Source organism: Micromonospora sp. CA-259024, assembly GCF_050936255.1.
Taxonomy (GTDB): Bacteria; Actinomycetota; Actinomycetes; order Mycobacteriales; family Micromonosporaceae; genus Micromonospora.
On record NZ_JBNJND010000001.1, the window covers coordinates 1,502,056 to 1,525,771 of the forward strand.

24 protein-coding genes are annotated in these 23,716 nt (G+C 71.9%); 18 read left to right on the forward strand and 6 right to left on the reverse strand.

What is annotated here, in order from left to right; genetic code table 11:
* Positions 1–5: 5 nt before the first annotated feature.
* The gene (locus ACQEUX_RS06160) at positions 6–956 is read right to left on the reverse strand and encodes a FecCD family ABC transporter permease (RefSeq protein ID WP_433049620.1); all 951 of its coding nucleotides are present in this window, start codon (positions 954–956) and stop codon (positions 6–8) included.
* A 235-nt stretch (positions 957–1,191) separates the two neighbouring features.
* Between ACQEUX_RS06160 and ACQEUX_RS06165 the strand changes: the two genes are divergently transcribed.
* From ACQEUX_RS06165 to ACQEUX_RS06190, 6 genes are all read left to right on the forward strand, one after another.
* Positions 1,192–2,223, forward strand: a complete 1,032-nt coding sequence (locus tag ACQEUX_RS06165; RefSeq protein ID WP_433042489.1) for an ABC transporter substrate-binding protein — start codon at positions 1,192–1,194, stop codon at positions 2,221–2,223.
* Between the two features lie 4 nt (positions 2,224–2,227).
* Positions 2,228–3,085: a siderophore-interacting protein gene (locus tag ACQEUX_RS06170; protein ID WP_433042491.1), complete on the forward strand. Its 858-nt coding sequence runs from the start codon at positions 2,228–2,230 to the stop codon at positions 3,083–3,085.
* A 96-nt stretch (positions 3,086–3,181) separates the two neighbouring features.
* The gene (locus tag ACQEUX_RS06175; protein WP_433042494.1) at positions 3,182–4,720 is read left to right on the forward strand and encodes a pyridoxal phosphate-dependent decarboxylase family protein; all 1,539 of its coding nucleotides are present in this window, start codon (positions 3,182–3,184) and stop codon (positions 4,718–4,720) included.
* Between the two features lie 35 nt (positions 4,721–4,755).
* The gene (locus tag ACQEUX_RS06180) at positions 4,756–6,045 is read left to right on the forward strand and encodes a lysine N(6)-hydroxylase/L-ornithine N(5)-oxygenase family protein (protein ID WP_433042497.1); all 1,290 of its coding nucleotides are present in this window, start codon (positions 4,756–4,758) and stop codon (positions 6,043–6,045) included.
* Positions 6,042–6,620, forward strand: a complete 579-nt coding sequence (locus tag ACQEUX_RS06185; protein ID WP_433042500.1) for a GNAT family N-acetyltransferase — start codon at positions 6,042–6,044, stop codon at positions 6,618–6,620. Before ACQEUX_RS06180 ends, ACQEUX_RS06185 begins: the two co-directional genes overlap by 4 nt.
* Positions 6,617–8,455, forward strand: a complete 1,839-nt coding sequence (locus tag ACQEUX_RS06190; protein WP_433042503.1) for an IucA/IucC family protein — start codon at positions 6,617–6,619, stop codon at positions 8,453–8,455. Before ACQEUX_RS06185 ends, ACQEUX_RS06190 begins: the two co-directional genes overlap by 4 nt.
* 144 nt (positions 8,456–8,599) lie before the next feature.
* On the opposite strand, the gene ACQEUX_RS06195 is transcribed toward ACQEUX_RS06190, so the two are convergent.
* Positions 8,600–9,073, reverse strand: coding sequence for a MarR family winged helix-turn-helix transcriptional regulator (locus ACQEUX_RS06195; RefSeq protein ID WP_433042506.1), 474 nt, complete (start codon positions 9,071–9,073; stop codon positions 8,600–8,602).
* 138 nt (positions 9,074–9,211) lie between these two features.
* Between ACQEUX_RS06195 and ACQEUX_RS06200 the strand changes: the two genes are divergently transcribed.
* The 3 genes from ACQEUX_RS06200 to ACQEUX_RS06210 all read left to right on the forward strand — a co-directional run bounded on the left by ACQEUX_RS06200 (position 9,212) and on the right by ACQEUX_RS06210 (position 12,174).
* Positions 9,212–9,772 carry an NADPH-dependent FMN reductase gene (locus ACQEUX_RS06200; protein ID WP_433042509.1) on the forward strand — a complete coding sequence of 187 codons (561 nt, stop codon included), beginning with the start codon at positions 9,212–9,214 and terminating at the stop codon, positions 9,770–9,772.
* 150 nt (positions 9,773–9,922) lie between these two features.
* Complete coding sequence (locus tag ACQEUX_RS06205; RefSeq protein WP_433042512.1) at positions 9,923–10,828, forward strand: LysR family transcriptional regulator; 906 nt, start codon at positions 9,923–9,925, stop codon at positions 10,826–10,828.
* 77 nt (positions 10,829–10,905) lie between these two features.
* Complete coding sequence (locus ACQEUX_RS06210; RefSeq protein ID WP_433042515.1) at positions 10,906–12,174, forward strand: MFS transporter; 1,269 nt, start codon at positions 10,906–10,908, stop codon at positions 12,172–12,174.
* Between the two features lie 195 nt (positions 12,175–12,369).
* Here ACQEUX_RS06210 and ACQEUX_RS06215 read toward each other — a convergent pair whose 3' ends face one another.
* The 3 genes from ACQEUX_RS06215 to ACQEUX_RS06225 form a co-directional block, all read right to left on the reverse strand.
* Positions 12,370–12,855, reverse strand: a complete 486-nt coding sequence (locus ACQEUX_RS06215; RefSeq protein ID WP_433042518.1) for an N-acetyltransferase family protein — start codon at positions 12,853–12,855, stop codon at positions 12,370–12,372.
* 47 nt (positions 12,856–12,902) lie between these two features.
* Positions 12,903–13,073 (reverse strand): hypothetical protein, encoded by a 171-nt coding sequence (locus tag ACQEUX_RS06220; protein WP_433042521.1) that lies wholly within the window; start codon positions 13,071–13,073, stop codon positions 12,903–12,905.
* Positions 13,074–13,355: 282 nt separating this feature from the next.
* Positions 13,356–14,429, reverse strand: a complete 1,074-nt coding sequence (locus ACQEUX_RS06225) for a LacI family DNA-binding transcriptional regulator (RefSeq protein ID WP_433042524.1) — start codon at positions 14,427–14,429, stop codon at positions 13,356–13,358.
* 92 nt (positions 14,430–14,521) lie between these two features.
* Between ACQEUX_RS06225 and ACQEUX_RS06230 the strand changes: the two genes are divergently transcribed.
* From ACQEUX_RS06230 to ACQEUX_RS06270, 9 genes are all read left to right on the forward strand, one after another.
* Positions 14,522–14,866 carry a cupin domain-containing protein gene (locus ACQEUX_RS06230; RefSeq protein ID WP_203174523.1) on the forward strand — a complete coding sequence of 115 codons (345 nt, stop codon included), beginning with the start codon at positions 14,522–14,524 and terminating at the stop codon, positions 14,864–14,866.
* Positions 14,859–15,575, forward strand: coding sequence for a cupin domain-containing protein (locus ACQEUX_RS06235; RefSeq protein WP_433042528.1), 717 nt, complete (start codon positions 14,859–14,861; stop codon positions 15,573–15,575). Before ACQEUX_RS06230 ends, ACQEUX_RS06235 begins: the two co-directional genes overlap by 8 nt.
* A gap of 269 nt (positions 15,576–15,844) precedes the next feature.
* Positions 15,845–16,822, forward strand: a complete 978-nt coding sequence (locus ACQEUX_RS06240; protein WP_433042531.1) for an ABC transporter permease — start codon at positions 15,845–15,847, stop codon at positions 16,820–16,822.
* 23 nt (positions 16,823–16,845) lie between these two features.
* Positions 16,846–17,847 (forward strand): ABC transporter substrate-binding protein, encoded by a 1,002-nt coding sequence (locus ACQEUX_RS06245; RefSeq protein ID WP_433042534.1) that lies wholly within the window; start codon positions 16,846–16,848, stop codon positions 17,845–17,847.
* A 43-nt stretch (positions 17,848–17,890) separates the two neighbouring features.
* Positions 17,891–18,646 carry an ABC transporter ATP-binding protein gene (locus ACQEUX_RS06250; protein ID WP_433049623.1) on the forward strand — a complete coding sequence of 252 codons (756 nt, stop codon included), beginning with the start codon at positions 17,891–17,893 and terminating at the stop codon, positions 18,644–18,646.
* Positions 18,647–18,684: 38 nt separating this feature from the next.
* Positions 18,685–19,836 (forward strand): Gfo/Idh/MocA family protein, encoded by a 1,152-nt coding sequence (locus ACQEUX_RS06255; protein ID WP_433042537.1) that lies wholly within the window; start codon positions 18,685–18,687, stop codon positions 19,834–19,836.
* Positions 19,833–20,984 carry a dihydrodipicolinate synthase family protein gene (locus tag ACQEUX_RS06260; protein WP_433042540.1) on the forward strand — a complete coding sequence of 384 codons (1,152 nt, stop codon included), beginning with the start codon at positions 19,833–19,835 and terminating at the stop codon, positions 20,982–20,984. Before ACQEUX_RS06255 ends, ACQEUX_RS06260 begins: the two co-directional genes overlap by 4 nt.
* A gap of 56 nt (positions 20,985–21,040) precedes the next feature.
* Positions 21,041–21,844 (forward strand): sugar phosphate isomerase/epimerase family protein, encoded by an 804-nt coding sequence (locus ACQEUX_RS06265; RefSeq protein ID WP_433049626.1) that lies wholly within the window; start codon positions 21,041–21,043, stop codon positions 21,842–21,844.
* Positions 21,837–23,021 (forward strand): hypothetical protein, encoded by a 1,185-nt coding sequence (locus tag ACQEUX_RS06270; RefSeq protein ID WP_433042543.1) that lies wholly within the window; start codon positions 21,837–21,839, stop codon positions 23,019–23,021. Before ACQEUX_RS06265 ends, ACQEUX_RS06270 begins: the two co-directional genes overlap by 8 nt.
* A gap of 62 nt (positions 23,022–23,083) precedes the next feature.
* Here ACQEUX_RS06270 and ACQEUX_RS06275 read toward each other — a convergent pair whose 3' ends face one another.
* Positions 23,084–23,686, reverse strand: coding sequence for a TetR/AcrR family transcriptional regulator (locus ACQEUX_RS06275; RefSeq protein ID WP_433042546.1), 603 nt, complete (start codon positions 23,684–23,686; stop codon positions 23,084–23,086).
* Positions 23,687–23,716 lie beyond the last annotated feature (30 nt).

Here is a 23,716-nt window from a genome sequence, read left to right on the forward strand (position 1 = left end):
CTCGCTCACGGGTGGGCCACCCGGGACCGGGTGACGAGCCACAGGAAGAGCGGGCCACCCAACACGGCGGTCACCATGCCGACCTGGAGTTCACCGGGCCGCCCCAGCACCCGGCCGAGCACGTCGGCGCCGAGCAGCAGCACGGGCGCGAGCACCGCGCAGTACGGCAGCAGCCAGCGCAGGTCGGGGCCGGTCAGGGTGCGAACCAGGTGCGGCACCAGCAGCCCGACGAAGACGATCGGGCCGCACGCGGCGGTCGCCGCGCCACAGAGCAGGGTGACCGCGACGATCACGGCGGCGCGGATCAGCGCGGGCCGCGCACCCAGTGCCCGTGCCGCGTCGTCGCCGAGCGCGAGCGCGTTCAGGGGGCGGGCGGCGCCGAGCGCGACCACCAGGCCGACCAGGATGAACGGCAGCACCCGGCGCACGGTCGCGGAGTCCGCGCTGGCCAGTGAGCCGACCGTCCAGAACCGCAGCCGCTCCAGCGAGGCCGTGTCCAGCAGCATCACGGCGCTGACATACGAGTAGAGGGTGGCGTTGAGCGCCGCGCCGGCCAGCGCGAGGCGGGCCGGGGTGGCGCCACGCCCGCCGCCCACGGCGTAGACGAGCGCGGTCACCACCGCCGCGCCGAGCAGCGCGAACCAGACGTACCCGCCGACGGCGGTGACGCCCAGGAACGCGGCTGCGGTGGCGACGGCCGCGGATGCTCCGGCGTTGATGCCGAGCAGCCCGGGGTCAGCGAGGGGGTTGCGGGTGAGGGCCTGCATGACCGCGCCGGCCACGCCGAGCGCGGCGCCGGCGAGCAGCCCGAGCAGGGTGCGCGGCAGGCGCATCCGGTGCACCACGACGTACTCGGTGGCGTCGCGGTGCAGCAACCCGGACCAGACGTCGGTGAGCGGCATGGCCTTCGCCCCGACCGCGATGCTGAGCACCACGATCACGCCGAGCAGTGCCACGGCGGCGACCAGGCCGATGGCGCGGGCCGCCTGACGACCGCGTCGAACCGGGAGTGCTGCCGGGCCCGTGTCCGGCACTGGTGGTGCCGGTCTGGTGACGGTGGGTGTGGCGTCCAGTGTGGGCTCCGGAGGTGTGGCGACACGGCGTACCGCTGTTGACAATGACCGAGGTTAGGCTAACCTAACCCCGCTGCCCCGGTCGACCCCGGCCAACCCTTGATCGAAAGACGACACCATGCCCGATGCCCTGTCCGCCCGTCGCCTCTCCCGCCGTGGCCTCCTGGCCGCCGGCGGCGCCGCGACGCTGGCCACCCTGCTCGCCGGCTGCGGCAAGGACGACGCCGCAAAGCCCGCCACCAGCAACGGAAGCGGCCCCTGGACGTTCACCGACGACCGCAACAAGAAGGTCGACGCGACGGCCCGTCCCGCCCGGGTGGTGGCCTTCACCGGGGTGGCGGCGGCGCTGGTCGATTTCGGCCTCGACAAGCAGATCGTTGGCGTGTTCGGCGAGACCAAGCGCACGGACGGCACGGCCGACCCGCAGGCCGGCGACCTGAACATCGAGTCCGTCGAGATCCTCGGCAACGTGTGGGGCGAGTTCAGCCTGGAGAAGTACGCGGCGCTGCGCCCCGAGCTGCTGGTCACCCACATGTACGACCCGGACGCGCTCTGGTACGTGCCGGACGAGAGCAAGGACAAGATTCTTCCGCTCGCGCCCAGTGTGGCGATCACCACTGCCCGGGTGCCGATGACCAAGCCCATCGAGCGGTACGCCGCGCTGGCCGAGTCGCTCGGCGCGGATCTGTCCGCGAAGAAGGTCACCGACGCGAAGGCCCGCTTCGACGCCGCCGCCGAGGCGGTCCGGCAGGCGGTCAAGGCCAACCCCGGGATCAAGGTGATGGCCTGCTCCGGCAGCCCCGACCTGTTCTACGTCTCGAACCCGAAGGTCAGCACCGACCTGATGTACTTCGCGGAGTTGGGCGTCGACATCGTGGTCCCCACCAAGCTCGAAGCCGGCGACTACTTCGAGGCGCTGAGCTGGGAGAACACCGGCAAGTTCCCGGCCGACCTGCTCCTGCTGGACAACCGCAGCACCGCGCTTCAGCCCAAGGACCTCGCCGCCAAGCCGACCTGGCAGCAACTGCCGGCGGTCAAGGCCAACCAGGTGACCCCGTGGGACGCGGTGCCCCGCTTCTCGTACGCCGGCTCCGCGCCGCTGCTGGAGAACCTCGCCACCGCCATCCGGAACGCGAAGAAGGTGAGCTGACGCCATGACGACGACCACCGTCGAACCGATCGCCCTGCAGTACCGCTTCTTCGCCGCGCACGTCGTACAGGCCCGCCGGGTCGGCGCCTCGCTGATCCGGGTCACCTTCGGCGGTGCGGAGCTGGTCGACTTCGCCGGCGGTGGTCGGGACCAGAGCGTCTCGCTGTTCCTGCCGCACCCGGGGCAGGTGGCCCCGGTGGTCCCGGTCGAGCAGGGCGAGGACTGGTTCGGCGCCTGGCGGGCACTTCCGCCGGACGTCCGTGCGGTGATGCGCTCGTACACCATCCGGGAACACCGCCCGGCCGACACCGAGGTCGACATCGACTTCGTCAGCCACGGCGACACCGGCCCCGCCACCCGCTGGGCCGCCCTCGCCGGGCCCGGCGACCGGGTGCTGCTGCTCGGCCCCGGCGTGCACGACAACCGCAGCGTCTGCTTCCGCCCGCCGGACGGCACGGATCTCGTGATCCTGGCCGCCGACGAGACCGCGCTGCCGGCCACCGCGGGCATCCTGGCCTGGCTTCCCGCCGGCACCCGGGTCCGCGCCTGGATCGAGGTGCCCGACGCCGCCGACATCACCGAGCTGCCCACCGACGCCGACGCCGAGATCAGGTGGATCGTGCGCGGCAGCACCCCAGCCGGCAGCGACCTGCTGGTCAGCGCGTTCCGTGCGGCCCGGCTGCCCGCCGGCACCCCGTACGCCTGGATCGCCGGCGAATCCGGCGTGGTGCGGGCGTTGCGCCGGCACCTGGTCGGCGAGCGCGGCTTCGACCGTCGGCGGGTGACCTTCGCCGGCTACTGGCGGCGCGGGCTCTCCGAAGAGGACCTACGCGCGGCGGCTCTGGCCGACGCCACCGCCTGAGCGGCGGCCCATCCGAACGGCAGCACTGCCCCCGGCGCGCGACCGCGCCGGGGGAGGGTTCCGGCTGCCCTCGTCGAGAACGTGGAAGGACATCCCGTGACCGTGCCGACGTACCCCGTCGAGACCACCGCGCCGCCGCCGGTGCCAACCGCCGCGCGGGCCCACCTGCTGCATGACGGCTCGGTCGAGCAGTACCGGCGGACGATCGCCGACGGCGTCGACCGGGTCGCCCGCCGGGTGGCCACCGTGGACCGCCCGGTCACCGGGATCACCCCGGCCGAGCTGGCCCCCCTGGTCGACCGCGTGAACCTGGACCGGCCGCTGGGCGATGCCCGCGCCGCACTGGACGAGCTGGAGGACGTCTACCTGCGCGACGCCGTCTGGTTCCACCACCCCCGCTACCTCGCCCACCTCAACTGCCCGGTGGCCATCCCGGCGCTGCTCGGCGAGGCGGTGCTCACCGCCGTCAACTCGTCGCTGGACACCTGGGACCAGAGCGCCGGGGCCACCCTCATCGAGCGGCGGCTGATCGACTGGACCGCCGACCGGATCGGCCTCGGCCCCAGCGCGGACGGCGTCTTCACCAGCGGCGGCAGCCAGTCCAACCTCCAGGCGCTGCTGCTGGCCCGGGAGGAGGCGTGCGCCGAGGCGACCGGCCCGGCGGCGCGCGCGGAGCTGCTGCCCCGGCTGCGCGTCATCACCTCGGCAGCCGGTCACTTCAGCGTGCAGAAGTCGGCCAAGCTGCTCGGCCTCGCCCCGGACGCGGTGATCGCGGTGCCCACCGACGCCCAGCGGCGGATCCGGCCGGCCGCCGTGCGCGACGAGATCGCCCGGTGCCGGCAGGCCGGGCTGGTCGTGATGGCCGTCGTCGGCACCGCCGGCACCACCGACTTCGGCTCCATCGACCCGCTCGGGGAGCTGGCCGGGATCTGCGTGGCGGCCGGGGTGTGGCTGCACGTGGACGCCGCGTACGGCTGCGGTCTGCTCGTCTCGCCGACGCGGCGGCACCTGCTCGACGGCATCGAGCGGGCCGACTCGGTGACCGTCGACTTCCACAAGTCGTTCTTCCAGCCGGTCAGCTCCAGCGCGCTGCTGGTCCGCGACCGGCGGGCGCTGCGGCACGCCACCTACCACGCCGACTACCTCAACCCGGCGCGGATGGTGGAGCAGCGCATCCCCAACCAGGTCGACAAGAGCCTGCAGACCACCCGCCGCTTCGACGCGCTGAAGCTCTGGCTGACCCTGCGGGTGATGGGCCCGGACGCGCTCGGTGCCCTCTTCGACGAGGTGGTCGACCGGGCAGCCGAGGCCTGGCGGCTGGTCAGTGAGGACCCCCGTTTCGAGGTGGTGACCCGCTCCGAGCTGAGCACCGTGGTCTTCCGCTACCTGCCCACCGGCTCCGGCCGCGAGTTGGCCGACGCCGCCAACCTGCACGCCCGGGAGGCGTTGGCCGCGTCCGGCCTCGCCGTGGTCGCCGGAACCCGGGTGGACGGCCGGCACTTCCTGAAGTTCACCCTGCTCAACCCAGCCACCACCGTCGACGACATCGACCATGTGCTCGAACTGATCGCCCACCACGCCGGCCGGTACGTGCACGACCGCAGCACCGCCGACCTGACCTGCCACGTCGGCTGACGCCGGTAAACCCGAACCCGCGCCTGGAGACTCCGATGTCCACCCACGATTTCATCGCCATCGGGCTGGGCCCGTACAACCTGGGTCTGGCCTGCCTCACCGCGCCGATCGACGAACTGGACGGGGTCTTCCTGGAGGCCCGCCCGAGTCTCGCCTGGCATCCCGGCATGCTGCTGGAGTCGGCCCGGTTGCAGACCCCGTTCATCGCCGACCTGGTCAGCCTCGCCGACCCGACGTCGCCGTACTCCTTCCTCAACTACCTGAAGGAGATCGGCCGCCTCTACCCGTTCTACATCCGGGAGAGCTTCTACCCGCTGCGCAGCGAGTACGACGCGTACTGCCGGTGGGCGGCGGCGAAGCTGCCGAACCTGCGCTTCGGCCAGACCGTGACCACTGTGGAGTACGACCCCACCGACGAGCGGTACGTGGTGCGGGCCAGCACCGGCACGGGGGAGACCGTCGAGTACCGGGCCCGGCATCTGGTGCTTGGCACCGGCACCCCGCCGCACCTGCCCGACGCTGTCGCCGACCTGCCTGGCGACGCCGTGCACAACTCCCGCTACCTGGAGCACCGGACGGCACTGCGCACCAAGCGCAGCATCACCGTGGTGGGCAGCGGGCAGAGCGCCGCCGAGATCTACCACGACCTGCTCGGTGACATCGACCGGTACGGCTACCAGCTCAACTGGGTCACCCGATCGCCGCGGTTCTTCCCGCTCGAATACACGAAGCTGACGCTGGAGATGACCTCACCGGACTACGTGGACTACTTCCACGCGCTGCCCGAGGCGACCCGCTACCGGTTGGAGTCCGAGCAGAAGGGCCTGTTCAAGGGGATCAACGCCGACCTGATCAACGACATCTTCGACCAGCTCTACGCGCACAGCGTCGACGGCCCGGTGAACACCCGGCTCCTCACCAACACCGAGCTGGTCAGCGCCGGCTATCAGGACGGGGCGTACACGCTGGGTCTGCGTCAGGTGGAGCAGGAGCGGGACTTCGCCCTGCGTACCGAGGGGCTGGTGCTGGCCACCGGCTACCGCTACCAGGTGCCCGCGTTCCTCACGCCGCTGCGCGAGCGGATCCGCTGGGACGCGCACGGCCGCTTCGACGTGGCCCGCAACTACAGCATCGACCACACCGGCCGGGGCATCTTCCTGCAGAACGCGGGCACCCACACGCACAGCATCACCTCACCGGACCTCGGCATGGGCGCCTACCGCAACTCCTGGATCATTCGCGAGCTGCTCGGCCGGGAGTACTACCCGATCGAGAAGAGCATCACCTTCCAGGAGTTCGGCGCCTCGGGCGGGGCCGCGTCGTGAGTGTCGTCCACACCCGCGCCGACGACCGGCTCGGTGAGTTTGCGCTGCGGACCCTCGACCCGGACGCCGACGCCGCGCTGCTGCACACCTGGGTCACCCACCCGAAGGCGGCGTTCTGGCTGATGCAGGACGCCAACCCGGCCCAGGTGGCCGAGGAGTACCGGCGGATCGCCGACCACCCGCACCACGACGCGTACCTCGGCCTGTGGCGGGGTCGGCCCGCCTTCCTCGCCGAACGCTACGACCCGGCCCACGTCGAGCTGGTCGGCCTCTACGACAACCAGCCCGGTGACGTGGGCATGCACTTCCTCTGCGCGCCCGTCGGCACTCCCGTGCGCGGCTTCACCCGGGCGGTGATTCGTACCGTCATGGCCTGGCTCTTCGACGACCCGACGACCCGGCGGGTGGTGGTCGAGCCGGACGTCCGCAACACCGCCGTGCACGCCCTGAACGCCGCCGTCGGCTTCGAGGTCCTCGGCACGATCACCAAGCCCGAGAAGGACGCGTTGCTCAGCGTCTGCACCCGAGCCCAGTTCCAGGCCGCCGTCACCGACTCTGAAGGAGCCCAGGCGTGACCGCCACCGCCGTACCCGCCCCGATCTCACCACCCGCCGCCACCGCCGACCCGGTCGGGCATCTCACCCCGCAGCGCTGGGCCCGGGCCAACCGGCTGCTGGTCCGCAAGGCGCTCGCCGAGTTCGCCCACGAACGGCTGTTCGCCCCGGAACCGGTGTCGGGCCCGGACGGCCGGCAGTGGTACGAGGTCCGCAGCGACGACGGCGCGGTCATCTACCGGTTCGCGGCGCGGGTGCTCGCTCTGGAGCACTGGCAGATCGACGTGGAGAGCATCACCCGGCACCGCGAGGGCACGCCGCTGCCGCCCGACGCGGTGGACCTCATCGTCGAGCTGCACGGCACCCTCGGGCTCTCCGCGCGAGTACTCCCGGTCTACCTGGAGGAGATCACCTCGACGTTGGCCGGTACCGCGTACAAGCTGGCCCAGTCGGCGCCGAGCGCCGCCGAACTGGCCGGGGCGGACTTCCAGACCATCGAGACCTCGATGACCGAGGGGCATCCCTGCTTCGTGGCCAACAACGGCCGGCTCGGTTTCGGCGTCGACGAGTACCACCGGTACGCCCCGGAGGCCGCCGCGCCGGTTCGACTGGAGTGGCTGGCCGCGCACCGGGACCACTCGACGTTCAGCAGCGCCGCCGACCTCGACTACGACACGCTGATCGATGGCGAGTTGGACGCGGAGACCCGCGCCCGGTTCGCGGCCACGATGGCCGACCTCGGCCTGGACCTCGCCGACTACCACCTGATCCCGGCACACCCGTGGCAGTGGTGGAACAAGCTGGCGGTCACCTTCGCCGGGGAGTTGGCCGAGCGTCGGCTGGTGCACCTCGGCCCCGGTCCGGACGCCTACCTGGCCCAGCAGTCCATCCGCACCTTCTTCAACGTCACCGAGCCGGGTCGGCACTACGTCAAGACCGCGCTGTCGGTGCTGAACATGGGCTTCATGCGGGGGCTGTCGGCCGCGTACATGGCGGCCACCCCGGCCATCAACGACTGGTTGGCCGACCTGATCGCGGGCGACGAGGTGCTGACCGGCACCGGCCTGACCGTCATCCGGGAGCGGGCCGCGGTGGGTTACCGGCACCGGCAGTACGAGGCGGCGACCGACCGCACCTCCCCGTACCGGAAGATGTTGGCCGCCCTGTGGCGGGAGAGCCCGGTGCCCGACCTGGCGCCGGGACGCCGACTGTCCACCATGGCCGCGCTGCTGCACGTGGACAGCGACGGCGGTTCGCTGGCGGCGGCGCTGATCGCCCGCTCCGGGCTGGCGCCCGAGGTGTGGCTGCGTCGCTACCTGGACGCCTACCTGACCCCGCTGCTGCACAGCTTCTACGCCCACGACCTGGCCTTCATGCCGCACGGCGAGAACGTCATCCTGGTCCTCGACGAGCGGGACACCGTGGAGCGGGTGATCTTCAAGGACATCGCGGAGGAGATCGCGGTGCTGAGCAGCGAGGTCGAGCTGCCGGAGGCGGTGGAACGGATCCGGGTCGACGTGCCCGACGACACCAAACTGCTGACCATCTTCACCGACGTGGTGGACTGCTTCCTGCGTCACCTCAACGCGGTGCTGGTCGAGGCCGGTGTGCTCGCCGAGGGTGCTTTCTGGCGTACGGTCGCGACCTGTGCCGCCGACTACTTCGACCGGGTACCGCACCTGGCCGAGCGGGTCCGCCACTACGACCTGTTCGCACCGGAGTTCACGCTGTCCTGCCTCAACCGCCTCCAGTTGCGCGACAACCAGCAGATGATCGACCTGGCCGACCCGTCGTCGGCTCTCCAGTTCGTCGGCACCCTCACCAACCCCCTCGCTGCCCACGCCCCGGCCCGGTGACGGGGTCGCCTCTGGTCATGGTGGGCGCCAGCGGATGCAATGGTGCGCAGGGAATTCCTGTGGGTTGCTGGCCTGGGCCCTGGTCACGGCGGGCCGGTTGCCCGGCTGAGCCGGTGGAACGACCGACCGGGCCGGGCAGCCGGCTCAGTCGGTCGTCTCGGCCGTGCCGGCCCGGCGGAACGCGCGGGCCAGCTGGGCGAGGTCGAAGCTCTCGAAGTGCTGGAGGAACCGCCGCCGCACGGCGGTCAGGTGACTCGGCCAGGACTCTTCCAGGCGGGCGAAGCCCGCGTCGGTGAGGATGGCGTTCCAGCCGCGCGCGTCCTCCTCGCACCGTTCGCGCTTGACCAGGCCCTGCTTCTCCAGCCGGATGACGGTGCGGGTCATGCCGCTGAGCGAGAGGTGGCAGGCCGCGGCGAGCTCGTTCATCCGCATCCGCCGGCCCGGCGTCTCGGATAGGTTCATCAGAGCGGTGTATTCGGTGAGCGGTAGCTGACGGTCACCGACCATGTCGGCGTCGATCGTGCGCGGCAGCACGTACATCACCTGGCCCAGGGCGCGGACCAGGGCCTCCTCATCAGGGGTGAGGGGTTGCAGGGTCTCTGCGGGTGGGTCTGACATCCTCCTAGCATACTTGCTTGACTGATCAAATGCTTACCCTCGGTGTGACCACGGCCATAGGCAGTGTATTTGCTTGACCAAGCAAGCATTGGTTAGCGTTCTCGTCGCCAGGCAAAAACCTCTGAAAGGCGCCACACAATGACCAGGATCGGGATCATCCTTGGAAGCACCCGCCCGGGGCGTAACGGGGAAGCCGTCGCCCGCTGGGTGCTCGAGATCGCCAAGCAGCGTTCCGACGCGGAGTACGAGCTGATCGACCTGCTCGATTACAAGCTGCCCCACCTCGACGAGGCGTACCCGCCGGCGATGGGCCAGTACTCCCAGCCGCACACGCTGCGGTGGGCCCAGACGATCGCCTCGTTCGACGGCTTCATCATCGTCACCCCGGAGTACAACCACTCCACCTCGGGTGCCCTGAAGAACGCGATCGACTTCCTCTACGCCGAGTGGAACAACAAGGCCGTCGGCTTCGTCAGCTACGGCTCGGTCGGCGGCGCGCGCGCCGTGGAGCACCTGCGTCTGATCTCCGGTGAGCTTCAGATGGCCGACGTGCGCTCGCAGGTCGCGCTGTCGCTCTTCACCGACTTCGAGAACTTCAGCGTCTTCAAGCCCAACCAGTTCCAGCAGGACGCGCTGACCACCACCATCGACCAGGTCGTCGCCTGGAGCACCGCGCTCGCTCCGCTGCGCCAGGGCTGACCGTCTCGAGCTTTCCGGAAACGGCCGCGGGATCCTTCCCGCGGCCGTTTCGCGTGACGCGCGGAACGTGTCGTTACGCGCGGCACTGCCTCCCGGAACGATCCTGGTCTGCGAGACACGCGCTTCCGGGCATGGCTACAGTCTGTTCCTGTGGCCACCCCTGAGCTGCGGCAACTGCGATACTTCCTGGTTCTCGCGGAGGAGTTGAGCTTCACGCGGGCCTCCGCCCGCCTGATGATCGCCCAGCAGTCGCTGTCCCAGCAGATCACCGCACTGGAACGCATCCTCGGGGTGAAGCTGTTCGAGCGCGGCACCCGCGGCACCACCCTGACCGACATCGGCGCGTTGTTCGTGCCCGAGGCACGCGCCGTGACGGACCGCGCCGAGGAGGCCGTCGCCGTCGTGGGACGGGCATCGCGGGGCGAGGTCGGCACCCTCAGGCTCGCCTTCCTGACCACCGTCGCCAACCACCTCCTGCCCCCGGTGGTCCGGGCCGTACGCCACCAACTTCCCGACCTTCACCTGGCCACGGAGTCCACCAGCATCGCGCCCCTGGTCCAGGGCATCCTCGGCGGACACTATGACGTCGCCTTCACCCGGACCCCGCTCGTTGCCGGCCTGGAGTCCAGGAGACTGGCGACCGAACCGGTGTGCGCTGTGCTGCCCGAGGGCCACCCGCTCGCCGGGCGGGCCGAACTGACGCTCGCCGACCTGGCGGACGAACCGTGGGTCATGACGCCGCGCAGTTCCTGGGAACCCTGGCATCGCGCCTACGAGGACCAGTTCCGGGAAGCGGGCTTCGTGCCCAACATCGTCCAGGAGGAAGCCGGCGTGCAGAGCCTCCTCGGCCTGGTCGCCGCTGGGCTCGGCGTCACCCGGCTCGCCTGCTCGGCAGCCAGCCTTCGCCGCACCGGCGTGGTGTTCGTCCCACTGACCGGCGCCTACGCGCATACCGAGATGGTGTGGCTGCCGGGCAACACCTCACCCGCCCTGCACCGGCTCCTGGACGTGGTCACGGAACTCGCGGCAACCACCGACCTCACGGAGACCGGCTGATGTGACCGCCCCCGAACATCGTCGTAAAGTCATGTCAGCATCCACTGCAATCAACACGCGGACCGCTGGGAGGCAATGTGCGGGCGCCGTTGTGGCGGGACCGCATCTTCGGTACGTACTGGGTCGCGCAGGCGCTCTCCGCGGCCGGCGACTCGTTCGCGTACCTCGCGGTGCCGCTGCTGGTGCTCCAGGCGACCGGTTCGGTGGCGCAGATGGGCCTGCTCACCGCCGTCGCGGGTGCGGCGTCCGTCACCGCCGGGATCTTCGGCGGAGTACTGGTCGACCGGTACGACCGCCGCACGCTGATGATCGTGGCGGACCTGGCCCGGCTGGTGCTCTACGGCCTGGTGCCACTGGCCTGGCTCGCCGGGCCGCAGGTCTGGCTGCTCTTCGTCGTCCTGCCGATCTGCGAGGCGGCCGGCATGGTGTTCCAGGTCGCCGCGGTGACCGCGGTGCGCAACCTCGTCGACCGGGATCGGATCACCGAGGCCAACGGCCGGTTGCAGGCGACGTACGCGGCGACGGCCGTCCTCGGGCCGCTGCTCGCCGGCGTGGTGTCGGCCCGGCTCGGCCCGGCGGCGGCGATCGCCGTCAACGCGGCCAGCTTCGCGTTGTCGGCGACCGGCCTGTGGCTGATCCGGCTCCGACCCGCGCGGGCCGAGGACGCCACCCCGGTGCCCCGGGAACGGCCGCTGGTCGAGTTCCTGGCCGGGGTGAGGTTCCTGTGGCGACAGCCCGTGCTCCGCGCGCTGACCGTGCTGTTGTCGGTCTTCATCTTCCTGACCTACGGCTTCACCGACGTTCTGATCTTCCACGTCACGCACGATCTCGGCGGCACCGAGGGCACCGTCGGCACGGTGCTCGGCCTGGCGGCGCTGGGCACGGTCGCCGGCGCGCTGCTGGTGGCCCCGCTACGCCGTCGGCGCGGTTTCGGCGCGACCTGGATCGGCGCGCACGCGATCTGTGGTTTCGCGGTGGCGGGCGTCGGCATCGCGACGACCGTGCCGGCGGTCACCGCGCTGACCGCGGTGTATCTCTGCTGTCTCAGTGTGGGCGGGATCTGTTCGATGTCACTGCGCCAGGAGATCACCCCCGATCACCTGCTGGGCCGGGTCACGTCGGCGTTCTGGAGCACGCACTACGCCCTCGGTCCGGCTGGCGCAGTCGCGCTGACCTGGGCCGCCGCCCGTTACGGCGTCGCGCCGGTCGCCATCGTGGCGGGCGCGGGATGTCTGCTGGTCGCGGTCGGCGGGCTGTTCACCCCGATCCGCCGGGCCGGCGCGGAGCCGGCCCTCGGGCCGCCGGGACTCCAGCCGGCCTCGGCCGGCGGCACCGTCAGTGGTTGAGACGCTATCGAGCTGATGTCGTCAACGATTCAGGCCTGTGGCGCCGGCCTGTGGCGCCGGCCTGTGGCGCCGGCCTGTGGCGCCGGGCTGCGTCGCCGGGCCGACTCGTTTGCGACACCAGCTCCAAAGGTGTTGAGTGCCACCACGTCCGCCGGGCACGTCGGCCGGTCGGCCGCCCGGGAAGGGCGGGCCTGATCAGAACTCCTGGTACATGACGTGGAGGCCGACCCGGCCGAGGGTGGGGTGGCGGAACGCGCCCGGCACCGTGCCCACCACGTCGAAGCCCTCCCGGCGGTACAGCTCCACCGCCGACCGGTTGCTCTCCACGACGGCGTTGAACTGCATGCCCGCGTACCCCTGGTGGCGGGCCCAGGCCAGGGCGTCGCGGCACAGCGCGGTGCCGACGCCCCGACCACGGGCGTCGGCGGCGACCATGAAACTCGCGGTGGCCACGTGCGCTCCCGGCCCGGGCCGGTTGGTGCCCATCTTCGCGGTGCCGAGCACCCGCTCGCCGTCGACCGCCACGACGGTCCGCCCCGGCGCGGCCTCCGCCCACATGCCGTACGACTGTTCGGCGGTCATCGCCGGGTCGTAGGGGAAGGTCTCCTGTGCCCGGATCACCTCCTCGATGATCGGCCACACCTGCGACCAGTCCTCCGTCACGAACTCCCGAATCCGCACGCCGGGCAGGTTACGAGCGGTGACACGCCCGGGCAAGGGGATTTCGTTCAGCCTGCGGCGAGCGCGGCGAGCTCCGCGGCCAGCAGCGCCGCCAACCGGGCGTGCCGCTGTGGATGGCTGTGCGGGGTCATGCCGCGGCTGGGCATCTCGACGGTCATCGGCAGGTACAGGTGCAGCCGGTAGAGACCGAGCCGACGACGCGCGGGGGCGTCCAGCACCAGCGGCGCGACGGCCCGGTAACCGCGCAGCAGGGGATGCTCCGGCTCGTCCTCGACGCGCCGGAAGAGCAGCGGCGAGACCAGGTCCAGCAGCGGGTCACCGTAGAGGAACCGTTCCCCGTCCCCGGCGGTCGTCGTCCAGCAGCGCCCACCAGACCGTCGCGAACCCGCCGCCGCTCAACGGGCCGGCGTCCCGGAGCTGGGCCCGGGGCCCGAACGACGCGCGGACCAGGTGAGCCACATCGTCCCTCGTGAGGGGACGCTGCGTCGGGCTGGCACCGGTCACGACGTGGTGTCACCCCGCCGCGCCCGGGGCGCCGAGCCGGCGGTGGCGCGGGTGGAACGCGGGACGGGACCGGCGGTGTCGCGGCGGATCAGCTCGGCGGGGAGCACCTCGACTCGGGGCGCCGGCGCCCCGGCGCCGAGCACCAGGGACATCGCCCGCACTCCCATGTCGACGAGCGGTAGTCGCACGGTGGTCAGCGCCGGTGTCACGTCCCGGGCGATCGGCATGTCGTCGAAGCCCACCACGGAGACCCGCTGCGGCACGGCCAGCGCACGCGCCCGCAGGGTGGCGAGCGCGCCGATGGCCATCGAGTCGTTGAGCGCCACGATCGCGGTCAGCTCCGGGTCGGCGTCGAGCAGTCGGGCGGTCGCCTCGGCACCGCCGTCGCGGTCGAACTCCGCGTACCGGATCCGCCGTTCCGGCAGCTCGCGGCCCTGCTCGGTGAGGGCCTGCCGGAGGCCGGCCAGCCGGTCGGTCGTGGTGGTGAGGATCCGCGGGCCGGCGACCACCCCGATCGCCCGGTGCCCCAACCCGCACAGCTCCCGACCGGCGAGGTAGCCGCCGGCCCGGTTGTCCGGCATCACCGCGTCGCCGGAGTGCTCGTGTCGGCCGATGACCGCGACCCGCCCGCCGCTCGCCTCGTAGGCGGCGAGCTTCTCGTTGAGCTGCCGGGTGAACGCCTCGTCGTGGTAGCCGGAGCCGGCCAGGATCAGCGCCGCCACCTGGTGGCCGCGCAGCAGCTCCACGTACTCCAGCTCGCGGTCCGGGTCCCGGTAGCTGTTGCAGATCATCAGCAGCCGGCCCTGGTCGGTGGCGACGCGTTGCAGCCCTCGGGTGATCTCGGCGAAGTACGGGTCGGAGACGTCGTGCACGATCACGCCCACCGCGCTGCGGTGCGAGCGGGCCAGCAGTTGGGCGTGCGCGTTCGGCACGTACTGCAACTCGGCGACCGCGGCGAGCACCCGCTCGCGTAGCTCGTCGGTGACCGGTTTGCTGCTGCCGTTGATCACGCGGGAGGCGGTGGCGGGTGAGACGCCCGCGCGCCGCGCCACATCGGACAGGGTCGCCATGGCCCGCCCCCTCGTCTGTTGACGGCGTTTCGCCGTGCCGGCTAGCGTCACGGTACCGCAGAGAAAGCCCTTTCCCGCAGGGAGGCCCGGCCGTGTCCGATCGCTTCGCGGTACTTCAACTCGACGACCTTCCGACCAGGCGTTGCTCGTGTGGGACCACCCGCCGGGGTTTCATCGCCGAGAGCGACGGCCAGGCCAGCGTGCATCTGCTCCAGGTGCAGGACGCCGTCACCCACCACCACCGGATCGCCACCGAGTACTACATCGTGCTCGCCGGTGAGGGCGAGATCGAGCTGGACGGCGTACGTCACCCGGCGCGGCCGATGTCCGCGTTCCTGATCAAACCGGGTTGCCGGCACCGGGCCATCGGCGACCTCACCGTGCTGCTGGTGTCGCTGCCGGCGGCGGACGACACCGACGAGTACTTCGATGCCTGACCAGCCGGCTCCGCTGCCCGGCGGGATCGGGGTCTCCCGGCTGCGCGTCTACGACACCGTCGCACCGGACGGCCTGGTCGGCGGCACCCCGCACGTGCACCTGTGCTGCACCGAGGGTTACGTGGTGACCGATGGCGAGGGCGTGGTGCAGACACTGACCACCGCCGGTTTCCGGGAGACTTCACTGCGGCCCGGGGCGGTGGTCTGGTTCGAGCCGGGCACCGTGCACCGACTGGTCAACGGCGGCGGGCTGACCATTGTGGTGCTCATGCAGAACAGTGGCCTGCCCGAGGCCGGCGACGCGGTGCTGACCTTTCCGCCTGAGGTCCTGGCCGATCCGGCCGCGTACGCCGCCGCGGCGGCACTGCCCGACGGGGGAGCGCCGGGCGCCGACGTGGGTGCCGCGTACCGCCGGCGGGATCTGGCGGTGACCGGCTTTCAGGCGCTGCGGTCCGGCGGTCCGGCGGCGCTGGCCGCGTTCCACGCCGCCGCTGTCGCGCTGCGACAGCCGCTGGTGACGCGGTGGCGGCAGCGGTGGGAGACCGGCGCCGGCCGCGCCGCAGCCGACACCGCTGTGCAGCTCGACGCCCTGGGTCGAGGCGATCCCGGGCATCTGAGCGAGGCCTCGGTGTACGCGGTCGACGCGCCGGTCGAGCAGGGCCGCCTGGGCATGTGCGGCCTGCTCGACACCTATCCGGCGGTCTTCTGACGGTGGGCATGGGTCTCCGTCCACGCGGGATGTCGATCGACTCGGTTCTCGGAAAGTCGGAGTGTCCAACGGGCGTGGACAGCCCGCTTTCCAGGAAGTCGAGTCGATCACGGGGCCACCGTCCCGGGTGGAGCCGGGGCGGCGGCGAACAGATCGAGGAAAGGCCTTGCCTGCCGTCGGGGCGCCGCCTACGCTCCAGGAAAGCGTTTGCCTGATACGCCGACCGGCCCGGTCCGTGACTGTCATGCCGGGCTCCGAGGAGGTTCCGCGTGACCGAGAACGCTCTGGACACGGCGGGCGGGCAGGCCGCCAACCAGGCGGCGAGCGGCGGACGGCAGGCCGCCTCCCCGCTCCCGCCCGGGTCCGCCGACGCCTCGGCATCCGACGGCTCGACCCCGTCCGCCATGGCCGGTCGGCCGCCCGGCACCGGTGGCCGCCCACCACGACCGACGCTCGGTCGCCGGGCGGTGGCCTTCGCCGACTCGCTCTGGCGCCCGGCGCTGGTGCTGGCGGCCTTCTTCGCCGCCTGGTGGTTCGTGGCCGCTGAGGAATACGTCCCGAACTACCTGGTGCCCACACCCGTCCAGGTCTGGGAGACGATGACCGGTCAGTGGTCCGAGCTGGCCCGGCACACCCTGGTCACCCTCTACGAGACGGTGTTGGGCTTCGTGCTGGCGGCCGCGCTGGGTCTGGCCACCGCGGTCGCCATCGCCTACTCCCGCACCCTGGACAAGGCGCTCTACCCGATCGTCCTGTTCGCACAGGTCATCCCGAAGATCGCCATCGCACCGCTGCTGGTGGTCTGGTTCGGTCTCGGCCTCACCCCGAAGATCATCCTGGCGGTGCTCATCGCGTTCTTCCCGGTGGTCATCTCCGGCGTGGCCGGGCTGCGCTCGACCGACCCGGAGCTGCTCGACCTCGCCGCCACCATGGGCGCCGGTCCGTGGCGCACCTTCCGCAAGATTCGCTTCCCGAACGCGTTGCCGCACCTGATGGCCGGCCTCAAGGTGGCCGTCACCCTCGCGGTGGTCGGTGCCGTGGTCGGCGAGTTCGTCGGCGCCAGCGAAGGGCTCGGCTACGTCCTGTTGCTGGCCAACGGCAACCTCGACGCCCCGCTGCTGTTCGCCGACCTGATCCTGATGTCCGCCATCGGCATCGTCCTGTTCGTCCTGGTCGAGATCGCCGAGGCACTGCTCATCCCCTGGCACGCCAGCCGCCGGGCCGGCGTGTCACTCACCACCTCCTGACCGACCCCATCACGGAGGCACCGATGAAACGCACCGCCACCACCATCCTGGCCACCGCACTGCTCCTCGCCGCCGCCGGCTGCGGTGGGGACGACCCCGCCGGCAAGACCGGCGCCGACGGCAACAAGCAGGTCACCCTCACCCTCAACTGGGTGCCCTACGGCGAGCACGCCCCGTTCTACTACGGCCTGCAGAAGGGCTACTACTCCGCCGAGGGCATCGACCTGAAGATTCTGCCCGGCAACGGCTCGGGCAACACGGTCAAGCAGGTCGCCCAGAAGCAGACCGACTTCGGCTGGGCGGACAGCCCGGTGCTGCTCAAGTCGGTGGCCAGCGGGATGCCGGTGCGCAGCCTCGGCGCGTACCTGGAGAAGGGCCCCTCCTCGGTGGAGTTCTTCACGGAGGAGAACATCAAGACACCGGCGGACCTCAAGGGCAAGACCGTCGGCGGCACCCCCGGCGACGCCCTCTACGCGACCTTCCCGGCGTGGCTGGAGAAGAACGGCCTCAAGAAGGACGACGTCAAGGTGGTCAACGTGGACGCCGCCGGCAAGATCGCGGCCCTGGCCGAGGGCAAGGTCGACGCCATCATGGGCTTCTTCCACGACCAGGCGCCCACCATCGAGAGCAAGACCGGCAAGAAGGTCGACGTGCTGCTCTTCGCCGACTTCGGGATGAACCTGCTCGGCACCGGCCTGATCGCCAACACCCAGACCCTGCAGAAGGACCCGGAGTTGGCCCGCAAGTTCGTCCGGGCCACCCAGAAGTCCTGGGCCGACGCCGCACGGGACCCGTCCGGCGCGGTGAGCGCGATGGCCGCCCTGGCCGAGAACGAACCGGCGCCCGAGGTGCTGACCAAGCAGCTCACCCTGGTCCTGCCGCTGATCGGCGCCGAGGGCCCGCCCGGGGTGAACACCGACGCCCAGTGGACCGAGACGATCGACCTGATGTCCCGCTACGCGGAGCTGAAGGACCCGGGCACGCCCAACGCGTACTGGGACTCCTCGTACGCGGCACAGGGGTGACCCGGTGACCGCCGCGCCGGCACGCGCCGGCACCGCGATCGGGATGTCCGGAGTCACCGTACGGTTCACCTCCCGACGGTCGCAGACCACCGCGCTGGACGACGTGTCGCTGGACATCGAGCCGGGCGAGTTCGTGACGATCGTCGGCCCGTCGGGCTGCGGCAAGTCCACCCTGCTGAAGATCGTCGCGGGGTTGGTCCGGCCGACCAGCGGCGAGGTGTCGCTGCTGGAGCGTCCGGTACGCGGCCCGCAGAAGGAGATCGGCTTCGTCTTCCAGAAGGCCGCGCTGCTGGAATGGCGCGGCGCGCGGGCCAACATCCTGCTCCAGGCCGAGATGCGCGGCATGGACCGGGCGCGGGCGGCCCGTCGGGCGGACGAGCTGATCGAGATGACCGGCCTCACCGGCTTCGAGAAGGCGCTGCCACACGAGTTGTCCGGCGGCATGCAGCAGCGGGTCGCGCTCTGCCGCGCGCTGCTGCACTCCCCGCCGGTGCTGCTCATGGACGAGCCGTTCGGCGCCCTGGACGCGCTGACCCGGGAGCAGATGAACGCCGAACTGCACCGGATCTGGCGGGAGACCGGCACCACCGTGGTGCTGGTCACCCACTCCATCGCCGAGGCGGTCTTCCTCGGCACCCGGGTCGTGGTGATGAGCGCCCGGCCCGGCCGAATCATCCGCACCTTCCCGGTCGAGCTGCCGGCGCACCGCGACTACGCGCAGGTGATGTCGGATTCCCGCTTCGACCGGCTCGCCACCGAACTACGCGGGTTGCTCGGCAGCGCGGCCGCCAACCACTGAGCGCGGATCGGCACGACCAGCACGACGGAAGGAACACCATGACCCGCAGGTCGATCGGCATCATCGTCAACGGCGTGACCGGAAGGATGGGCTACCGGCAGCACCTCGTCCGCTCGCTGCTGGCCATCCGTGAGTCCGGCGGCGTGGCGTTGGCCGACGGCACGACCATCTGGCCCGAACCGGTCCTGGTCGGGCGCAACGAGACGAAGCTCCGGGAGCTCGCCGAGCGGCACGGGTTGACCCACTGGACCACCGACCTGACCTCGGCGCTCGCCCGCGACGACGTCGAGATCTACTTCGACGCCCAGGTCACCCAGCAGCGGGAGAAGGCGATCCGGCAGGCCATCGAGGCTGGCAAGCACATCTACACGGAGAAGCCCCTCGCCGAGGACACCGCCGCCGCGCTCGACCTGGCCCGGGCCGCCGACGCGGCGGGCGTACGCACCGGCGTGGTGCAGGACAAGCTCTTCCTGCCCGGTCTGCGCAAGCTCAAGCGGCTCATCGACGGGGGCTTCTTCGGCCGGATCCTCTCGGTACGCGGCGAGTTCGGCTACTGGGTCTTCGAGGGCGACTGGCAGCCCGCCCAACGTCCGTCCTGGAACTACCGGGCCGAGGACGGCGGCGGCATCGTGGTCGACATGTTCCCGCACTGGCACTACGTGCTGGAGGAGCTGTTCGGCCGGGTCAACGCGGTCTCCTGTGTCACCGCCACCCACGTGCCCGAGCGGGTCGACGAGGCCGGCCGGAGCTACCCGGCGACCGCCGACGACGCCGCGTACGGCATCTTCGAACTCGACGGTGGGGTGATCGCGCAGCTCAACTCGTCCTGGTGCGTGCGGGTGTTCCGTGACGAGTTGGTGGAGTTCCAGGTCGACGGCACGGAGGGCAGCGCGGTGGCGGGTCTGCGTCGCTGCCGGGTGCAGCACCGGGCGGTCACCCCGAAGCCGGTGTGGAACCCGGACCTGCCGGTCACCGAAGACTTTCGGGCACAGTGGACCGAAGTGCCCGACAACGACGATTTCGACAACGGCTTCAAGGTGCAGTGGGAGGCGTTCCTGCGGCACATCGTGGCCGGTGAGCCGTTCCGCTGGGACTTCCTGGCCGGCGCCCGCGGCGTCCAGCTCGCCGAGCTGGGGCTGCGGTCGGCCCGGGAGGGTGGTCGTGTCGAGGTGCCGGAGCTGCACTCATGACCGCGGAGGTGGTGCTGCCGGGCGGGCGGCGGCACCGGCTGGCCGGGGGAAGCGGCTTCGCCCGCCCGGCCGCGCCCGCGACCAGCCGCATCGCGTACGCCGCCGCGCACGTGGTCGCCGACCCGAGCGCGGAGAACGTGCCCGGTGCCCCGGCGGCGGTGGACTGGGACACCACGCTCGCCTTCCGGCGGCACCTCTGGTCGTACGGGCTGGGCGTGGCCGAGGCGATGGACACCGCCCAGCGGGGGATGGGTCTGGACTACCCGGCCACCCGGGAGCTGATCGGCCGCAGTGCCGCCGAGGCCCGGGCGGTGGGCGGGCGGATCGTCGCCGGGGTGGGCACGGATCAGCTGCCGGCCGGCCCGGCGAGCCTGGCGGCGGTCACGGCCGCGTACCGGGAACAGCTCGACGACGTACGCGCGGCCGGCGCCCGGCCGGTGCTGATGTGCAGCCGACACCTGGCCGCCGCGGCCCGTGGCCCCGAGGACTACCTGTTGGTGTACGACGAGCTGCTCAACGCCGCCGCGGAGCCGGTCGTGCTGCACTGGCTGGGCCCGATGTTCGACCCCGCGCTGACCGGCTACTGGGGTGCGGTCGACCTGGACCTGGCCGCCGACACGGTCGTCGAACTGATCAAGGCGCACCAATCCAAGGTGGACGGCATCAAGGTGTCGCTCCTGGACGCCGGCCGGGAGGTCGCGCTGCGCCGCCGGCTGCCGGCCGGGGTACGCCTCTACACCGGTGACGACTTCCACTACCCGGAGCTGATCCGGGGCGACGAGATGGGTCACTCCGACGCGCTGCTCGGGGTGTTCGCGGCCATCGCGCCGGCCGCCGCCGCCGCGCTGGCCGCCCTGGACCGGGGGGACCTGCCGGCGTACGACGAGATCTTCGCGCCCACCGTGCCGCTGGCCCGGCACCTGTTCGCGGCCCCGACCTGGCACTACAAGACCGGGATCGTGTTCCTGGCCTGGTTGGCCGGGCACCAGGACCACTTCACCATGGTCGGCGGTGCGCAGTCCGGTCGATCCCCGGCGCACCTGGCCACGCTGCTCACCCTGGCCGACGCGGCCGGGCTGCTTCCCGACGCGGACCTGGCCGCCGCGCGCGCCCGGGCCCTGTTCACCGTGGCGGGAGTGGCCCAGTGAGCGCGAGGAGTGAGCCGGTTTCGCGAGCCCCGCAGTCGGGAACGGAAGCCAGCGCACTGAGCCTCGCGCGGTTCTCGTTCAACCAGGCGACCGCTCAGCGCTGGCCGCTGCCCGAGGTGGTGGCCGGGTGCGTGGCGGCCGGCGTGCCGGGCATCGGCCTGTGGCGCGAGCCCGTCGCGGAGTACGGTCTGGCCCGCTCGGCGAAACTGGTTCGCGACGCCGGCCTCACCGTCACCTCGCTGTGCCGGGGTGGCTTCTTCTCCGCCGACGACTGGCGGTCGGAGAATCTGCGGGCCATCGACGAGGCGGCCACCCTGGGCGCACCGGAGCTGGTCCTGGTCTCCGGCGGTCTGTCGCAGGGCAGCCGGGACGTCGACGGCGCCCGACGGCGGGTCGGCGACGCGATCGGCGAGCTGGCCCCGCACGCGGCGGCGGCCGGCGTACGCCTGGCGATCGAGCCGCTGCACCCGATGTTCGCCGCCGACCGCTGCGTGATCGCCACCCTGGGCCAGGCACTGGACATCGCCGAGCGGTTCGATCCAACCGTGGTCGGGGTGGTCGTGGATGCGTACCACGTGTGGTGGGACGACACGGTGTACGCGCAGATCGAGCGGGCCGGCGCGCGGATCGCCGCGTTCCAGGTCTGCGACTGGGTGACACCGCTGCCGGAGGGCGTGCTGCTCGGTCGCGCGCTGCCCGGCGACGGCTGCATCGAGCTGCGCCGGCTACGCGAGGCGGTGGACGCCGCCGGTTACGTCGGCCCGATCGAGGTGGAGGTCTTCTCCGCCGAGGTGTGGGCGCGTCCGGGCGCGGAGGTGTTGGACGCGGCGATAGCCGGCTACCTGCGCCACGTTGTCTGAGGCTCCCGGACGGCGGTGGCCGGCGGCGGTCGGCGCGTGGCTGGGTATCGGCACCGCGCCGGCCACCCTGGTGCTCGGCGCGGCGATGGCCGCCCGGCACGGCGGCGCGGTGCCGGTGGCCGGGCTGCTGGTCGGCGGGGTGCTGATGGCGGCGCTGCTGTGGGGGCAGGGCCGGATCGGTCTGCGCCGGCCGCTGGGCGACGGCGGGACGCTGACCGCGGTGCTGCCCGCGTATCTGGGCGACACCTCGCGGCTGCTGCTGGCGGCGGTGCTGACCGTGTCGATGGTCGGCTGGAACGGGTTCAACGTCGGGCTCGGCGGGGCCTCCCTGGCCGCGCTGACGCACCTGCCCGGCTGGGCCGGTCCGGTCCTGCTGGAGGTGGCGGTCCTCGTCGTCTCCTGGGCGCCGGCCCGGATTGGCAACCGGGTCGCGGTGGTCACGACACTCAGCGCGGTGGTGCTGGTCGGCTGGTGCCTGACCGTGCTGCCACCACCCGGCCCGCCCGTCCGGCTCGCCCCCGGTGGGCTCGCCGACGCCGCCGCGCTGATCGGCTACGCGGCGGTGTTCGCGTTGCGCGCACCGGACTTCAGCGTCGGCCTCGCCCGGCGGCGGGACCTGGCCTGGTGTGTGGGGCTGCTGATCGGGCCGGCGGTGCTCGGGGTACTCGCCGGTGCTGGCCTCTGGCTGCGGACCGGTTCGGCGGACGTGGTCGCGCTGCTCGCCACCGGGCCGGGGCTGGCCGCGTACGCGAATCTGTTCGTCGCGGTGGCGGTCTTCGCGGCCGCGCTGACCACCACGTACTCCGGTGCGCTGGCGGTACGCGGCCTGGCGCCGCGGGTGCCGGCCCGCGCGGCGATGCTCGCCGTCGCGGTGCTCGGAGGCATGCTGGCGGTGGCGCGCTTCGATCGCCTGGTGCTGCCCTGGCTGACCCTGCTGGCCGCCGCGCTGCCGGTGCTGGTGGTGCCGATGGCCGTGGAGGCGGCGGCACGTCGACGCGGTCGTGCGCCGCGTACCGTGCCGGCCTGGTGCTGGGTGCCGCCGGCGCTGCTCGCGGTGGCCTGCACGCTCGCCGGGGTGGGCGTCGCCCCGCTGCTCGGGCTGGCCCTGGCCGGGGCGTGCACCCTGCTCTGGCGGCGGCGAGGCAACGCGACCCGGGTGGCGAGTCTCCGGGTCTGACCGGTGGCGTGCTGGCCGTGGATCGAGCAGGGCGGTGAGCCGGTCCCGGGACTGGGCAACCATCACGGTCTGTGCGCGGCCCCGGGCGGGACCACGCAGACGGCCAAGGCCATCTCGGCCACGAAGTGCGGTGCCTCTGTCGCGTCGAGCCGTCCGGTCGCGACGTCGGTCGCCGCGCCGTGCAGGACGTGGTGCAGGACGCTGGCCAACCGGTCGGCCGGAATGTCGGCCCGGAAGACATCCTCGGCCTGACCTCGCCGGATCAGGTCATGAATCCGTTCCTCGGGTTGCGCGTGCAGTTCCTGTACGCGGCCTGGAGGCAGAGCTGCCTGCGCCGCCTGCAGGACCGAGGCTGCCTGGGCGATCAACAGCCAGCCGACCTCCATGAGCGCCCGCAGTCCGTCGCGGGGATCGCTGGTGAGGTCGACGGCCTCCAGCACCTCGTCGCCCTGGGCCAACAGTCGGACCAGCGCCGCTTCTACCAGGGCCTCCCGCGACGGAAAGTGCGCGTACAGGGTCACCCTGCCGACTCCGGCCTCCCGCGCGATGTCGTTCATGCTCGCCTCGGAGCTGCGCCCGAGGCAGGAGACAGCCGCCTGCACGATCTTCTCGGCGTTCTGCCGCGCATCCGCCCGGCGGGTCGTACTGGCGGCGGTGCGAGGCATCCGGTCTCCCTCTATACAAGACAGTGGGTG

Bases quoted from the DNA above. Each gene is read 5' to 3' on its own strand.
- ACQEUX_RS06165 (WP_433042489.1), top strand. From the start codon at position 1,192: ATGCCCGATGCCCTGTCCGCCCGTCGCCTCTCCCGCCGTGGCCTCCTG.
- ACQEUX_RS06170 (WP_433042491.1), top strand. From the start codon at position 2,228: ATGACGACGACCACCGTCGAACCGATCGCCCTGCAGTACCGCTTCTTC.
- ACQEUX_RS06180 (WP_433042497.1), top strand. From the start codon at position 4,756: ATGTCCACCCACGATTTCATCGCCATCGGGCTGGGCCCGTACAACCTG.
- ACQEUX_RS06195 (WP_433042506.1), bottom strand. From the start codon at position 9,073: ATGTCAGACCCACCCGCAGAGACCCTGCAACCCCTCACCCCTGATGAG.
- ACQEUX_RS06200 (WP_433042509.1), top strand. From the start codon at position 9,212: ATGACCAGGATCGGGATCATCCTTGGAAGCACCCGCCCGGGGCGTAAC.
- ACQEUX_RS06225 (WP_433042524.1), bottom strand. From the start codon at position 14,429: ATGGCGACCCTGTCCGATGTGGCGCGGCGCGCGGGCGTCTCACCCGCC.
- ACQEUX_RS06235 (WP_433042528.1), top strand. From the start codon at position 14,859: ATGCCTGACCAGCCGGCTCCGCTGCCCGGCGGGATCGGGGTCTCCCGG.
- ACQEUX_RS06245 (WP_433042534.1), top strand. From the start codon at position 16,846: ATGAAACGCACCGCCACCACCATCCTGGCCACCGCACTGCTCCTCGCC.
- ACQEUX_RS06250 (WP_433049623.1), top strand. From the start codon at position 17,891: ATGTCCGGAGTCACCGTACGGTTCACCTCCCGACGGTCGCAGACCACC.
- ACQEUX_RS06255 (WP_433042537.1), top strand. From the start codon at position 18,685: ATGACCCGCAGGTCGATCGGCATCATCGTCAACGGCGTGACCGGAAGG.
- ACQEUX_RS06260 (WP_433042540.1), top strand. From the start codon at position 19,833: ATGACCGCGGAGGTGGTGCTGCCGGGCGGGCGGCGGCACCGGCTGGCC.
- ACQEUX_RS06275 (WP_433042546.1), bottom strand. From the start codon at position 23,686: ATGCCTCGCACCGCCGCCAGTACGACCCGCCGGGCGGATGCGCGGCAG.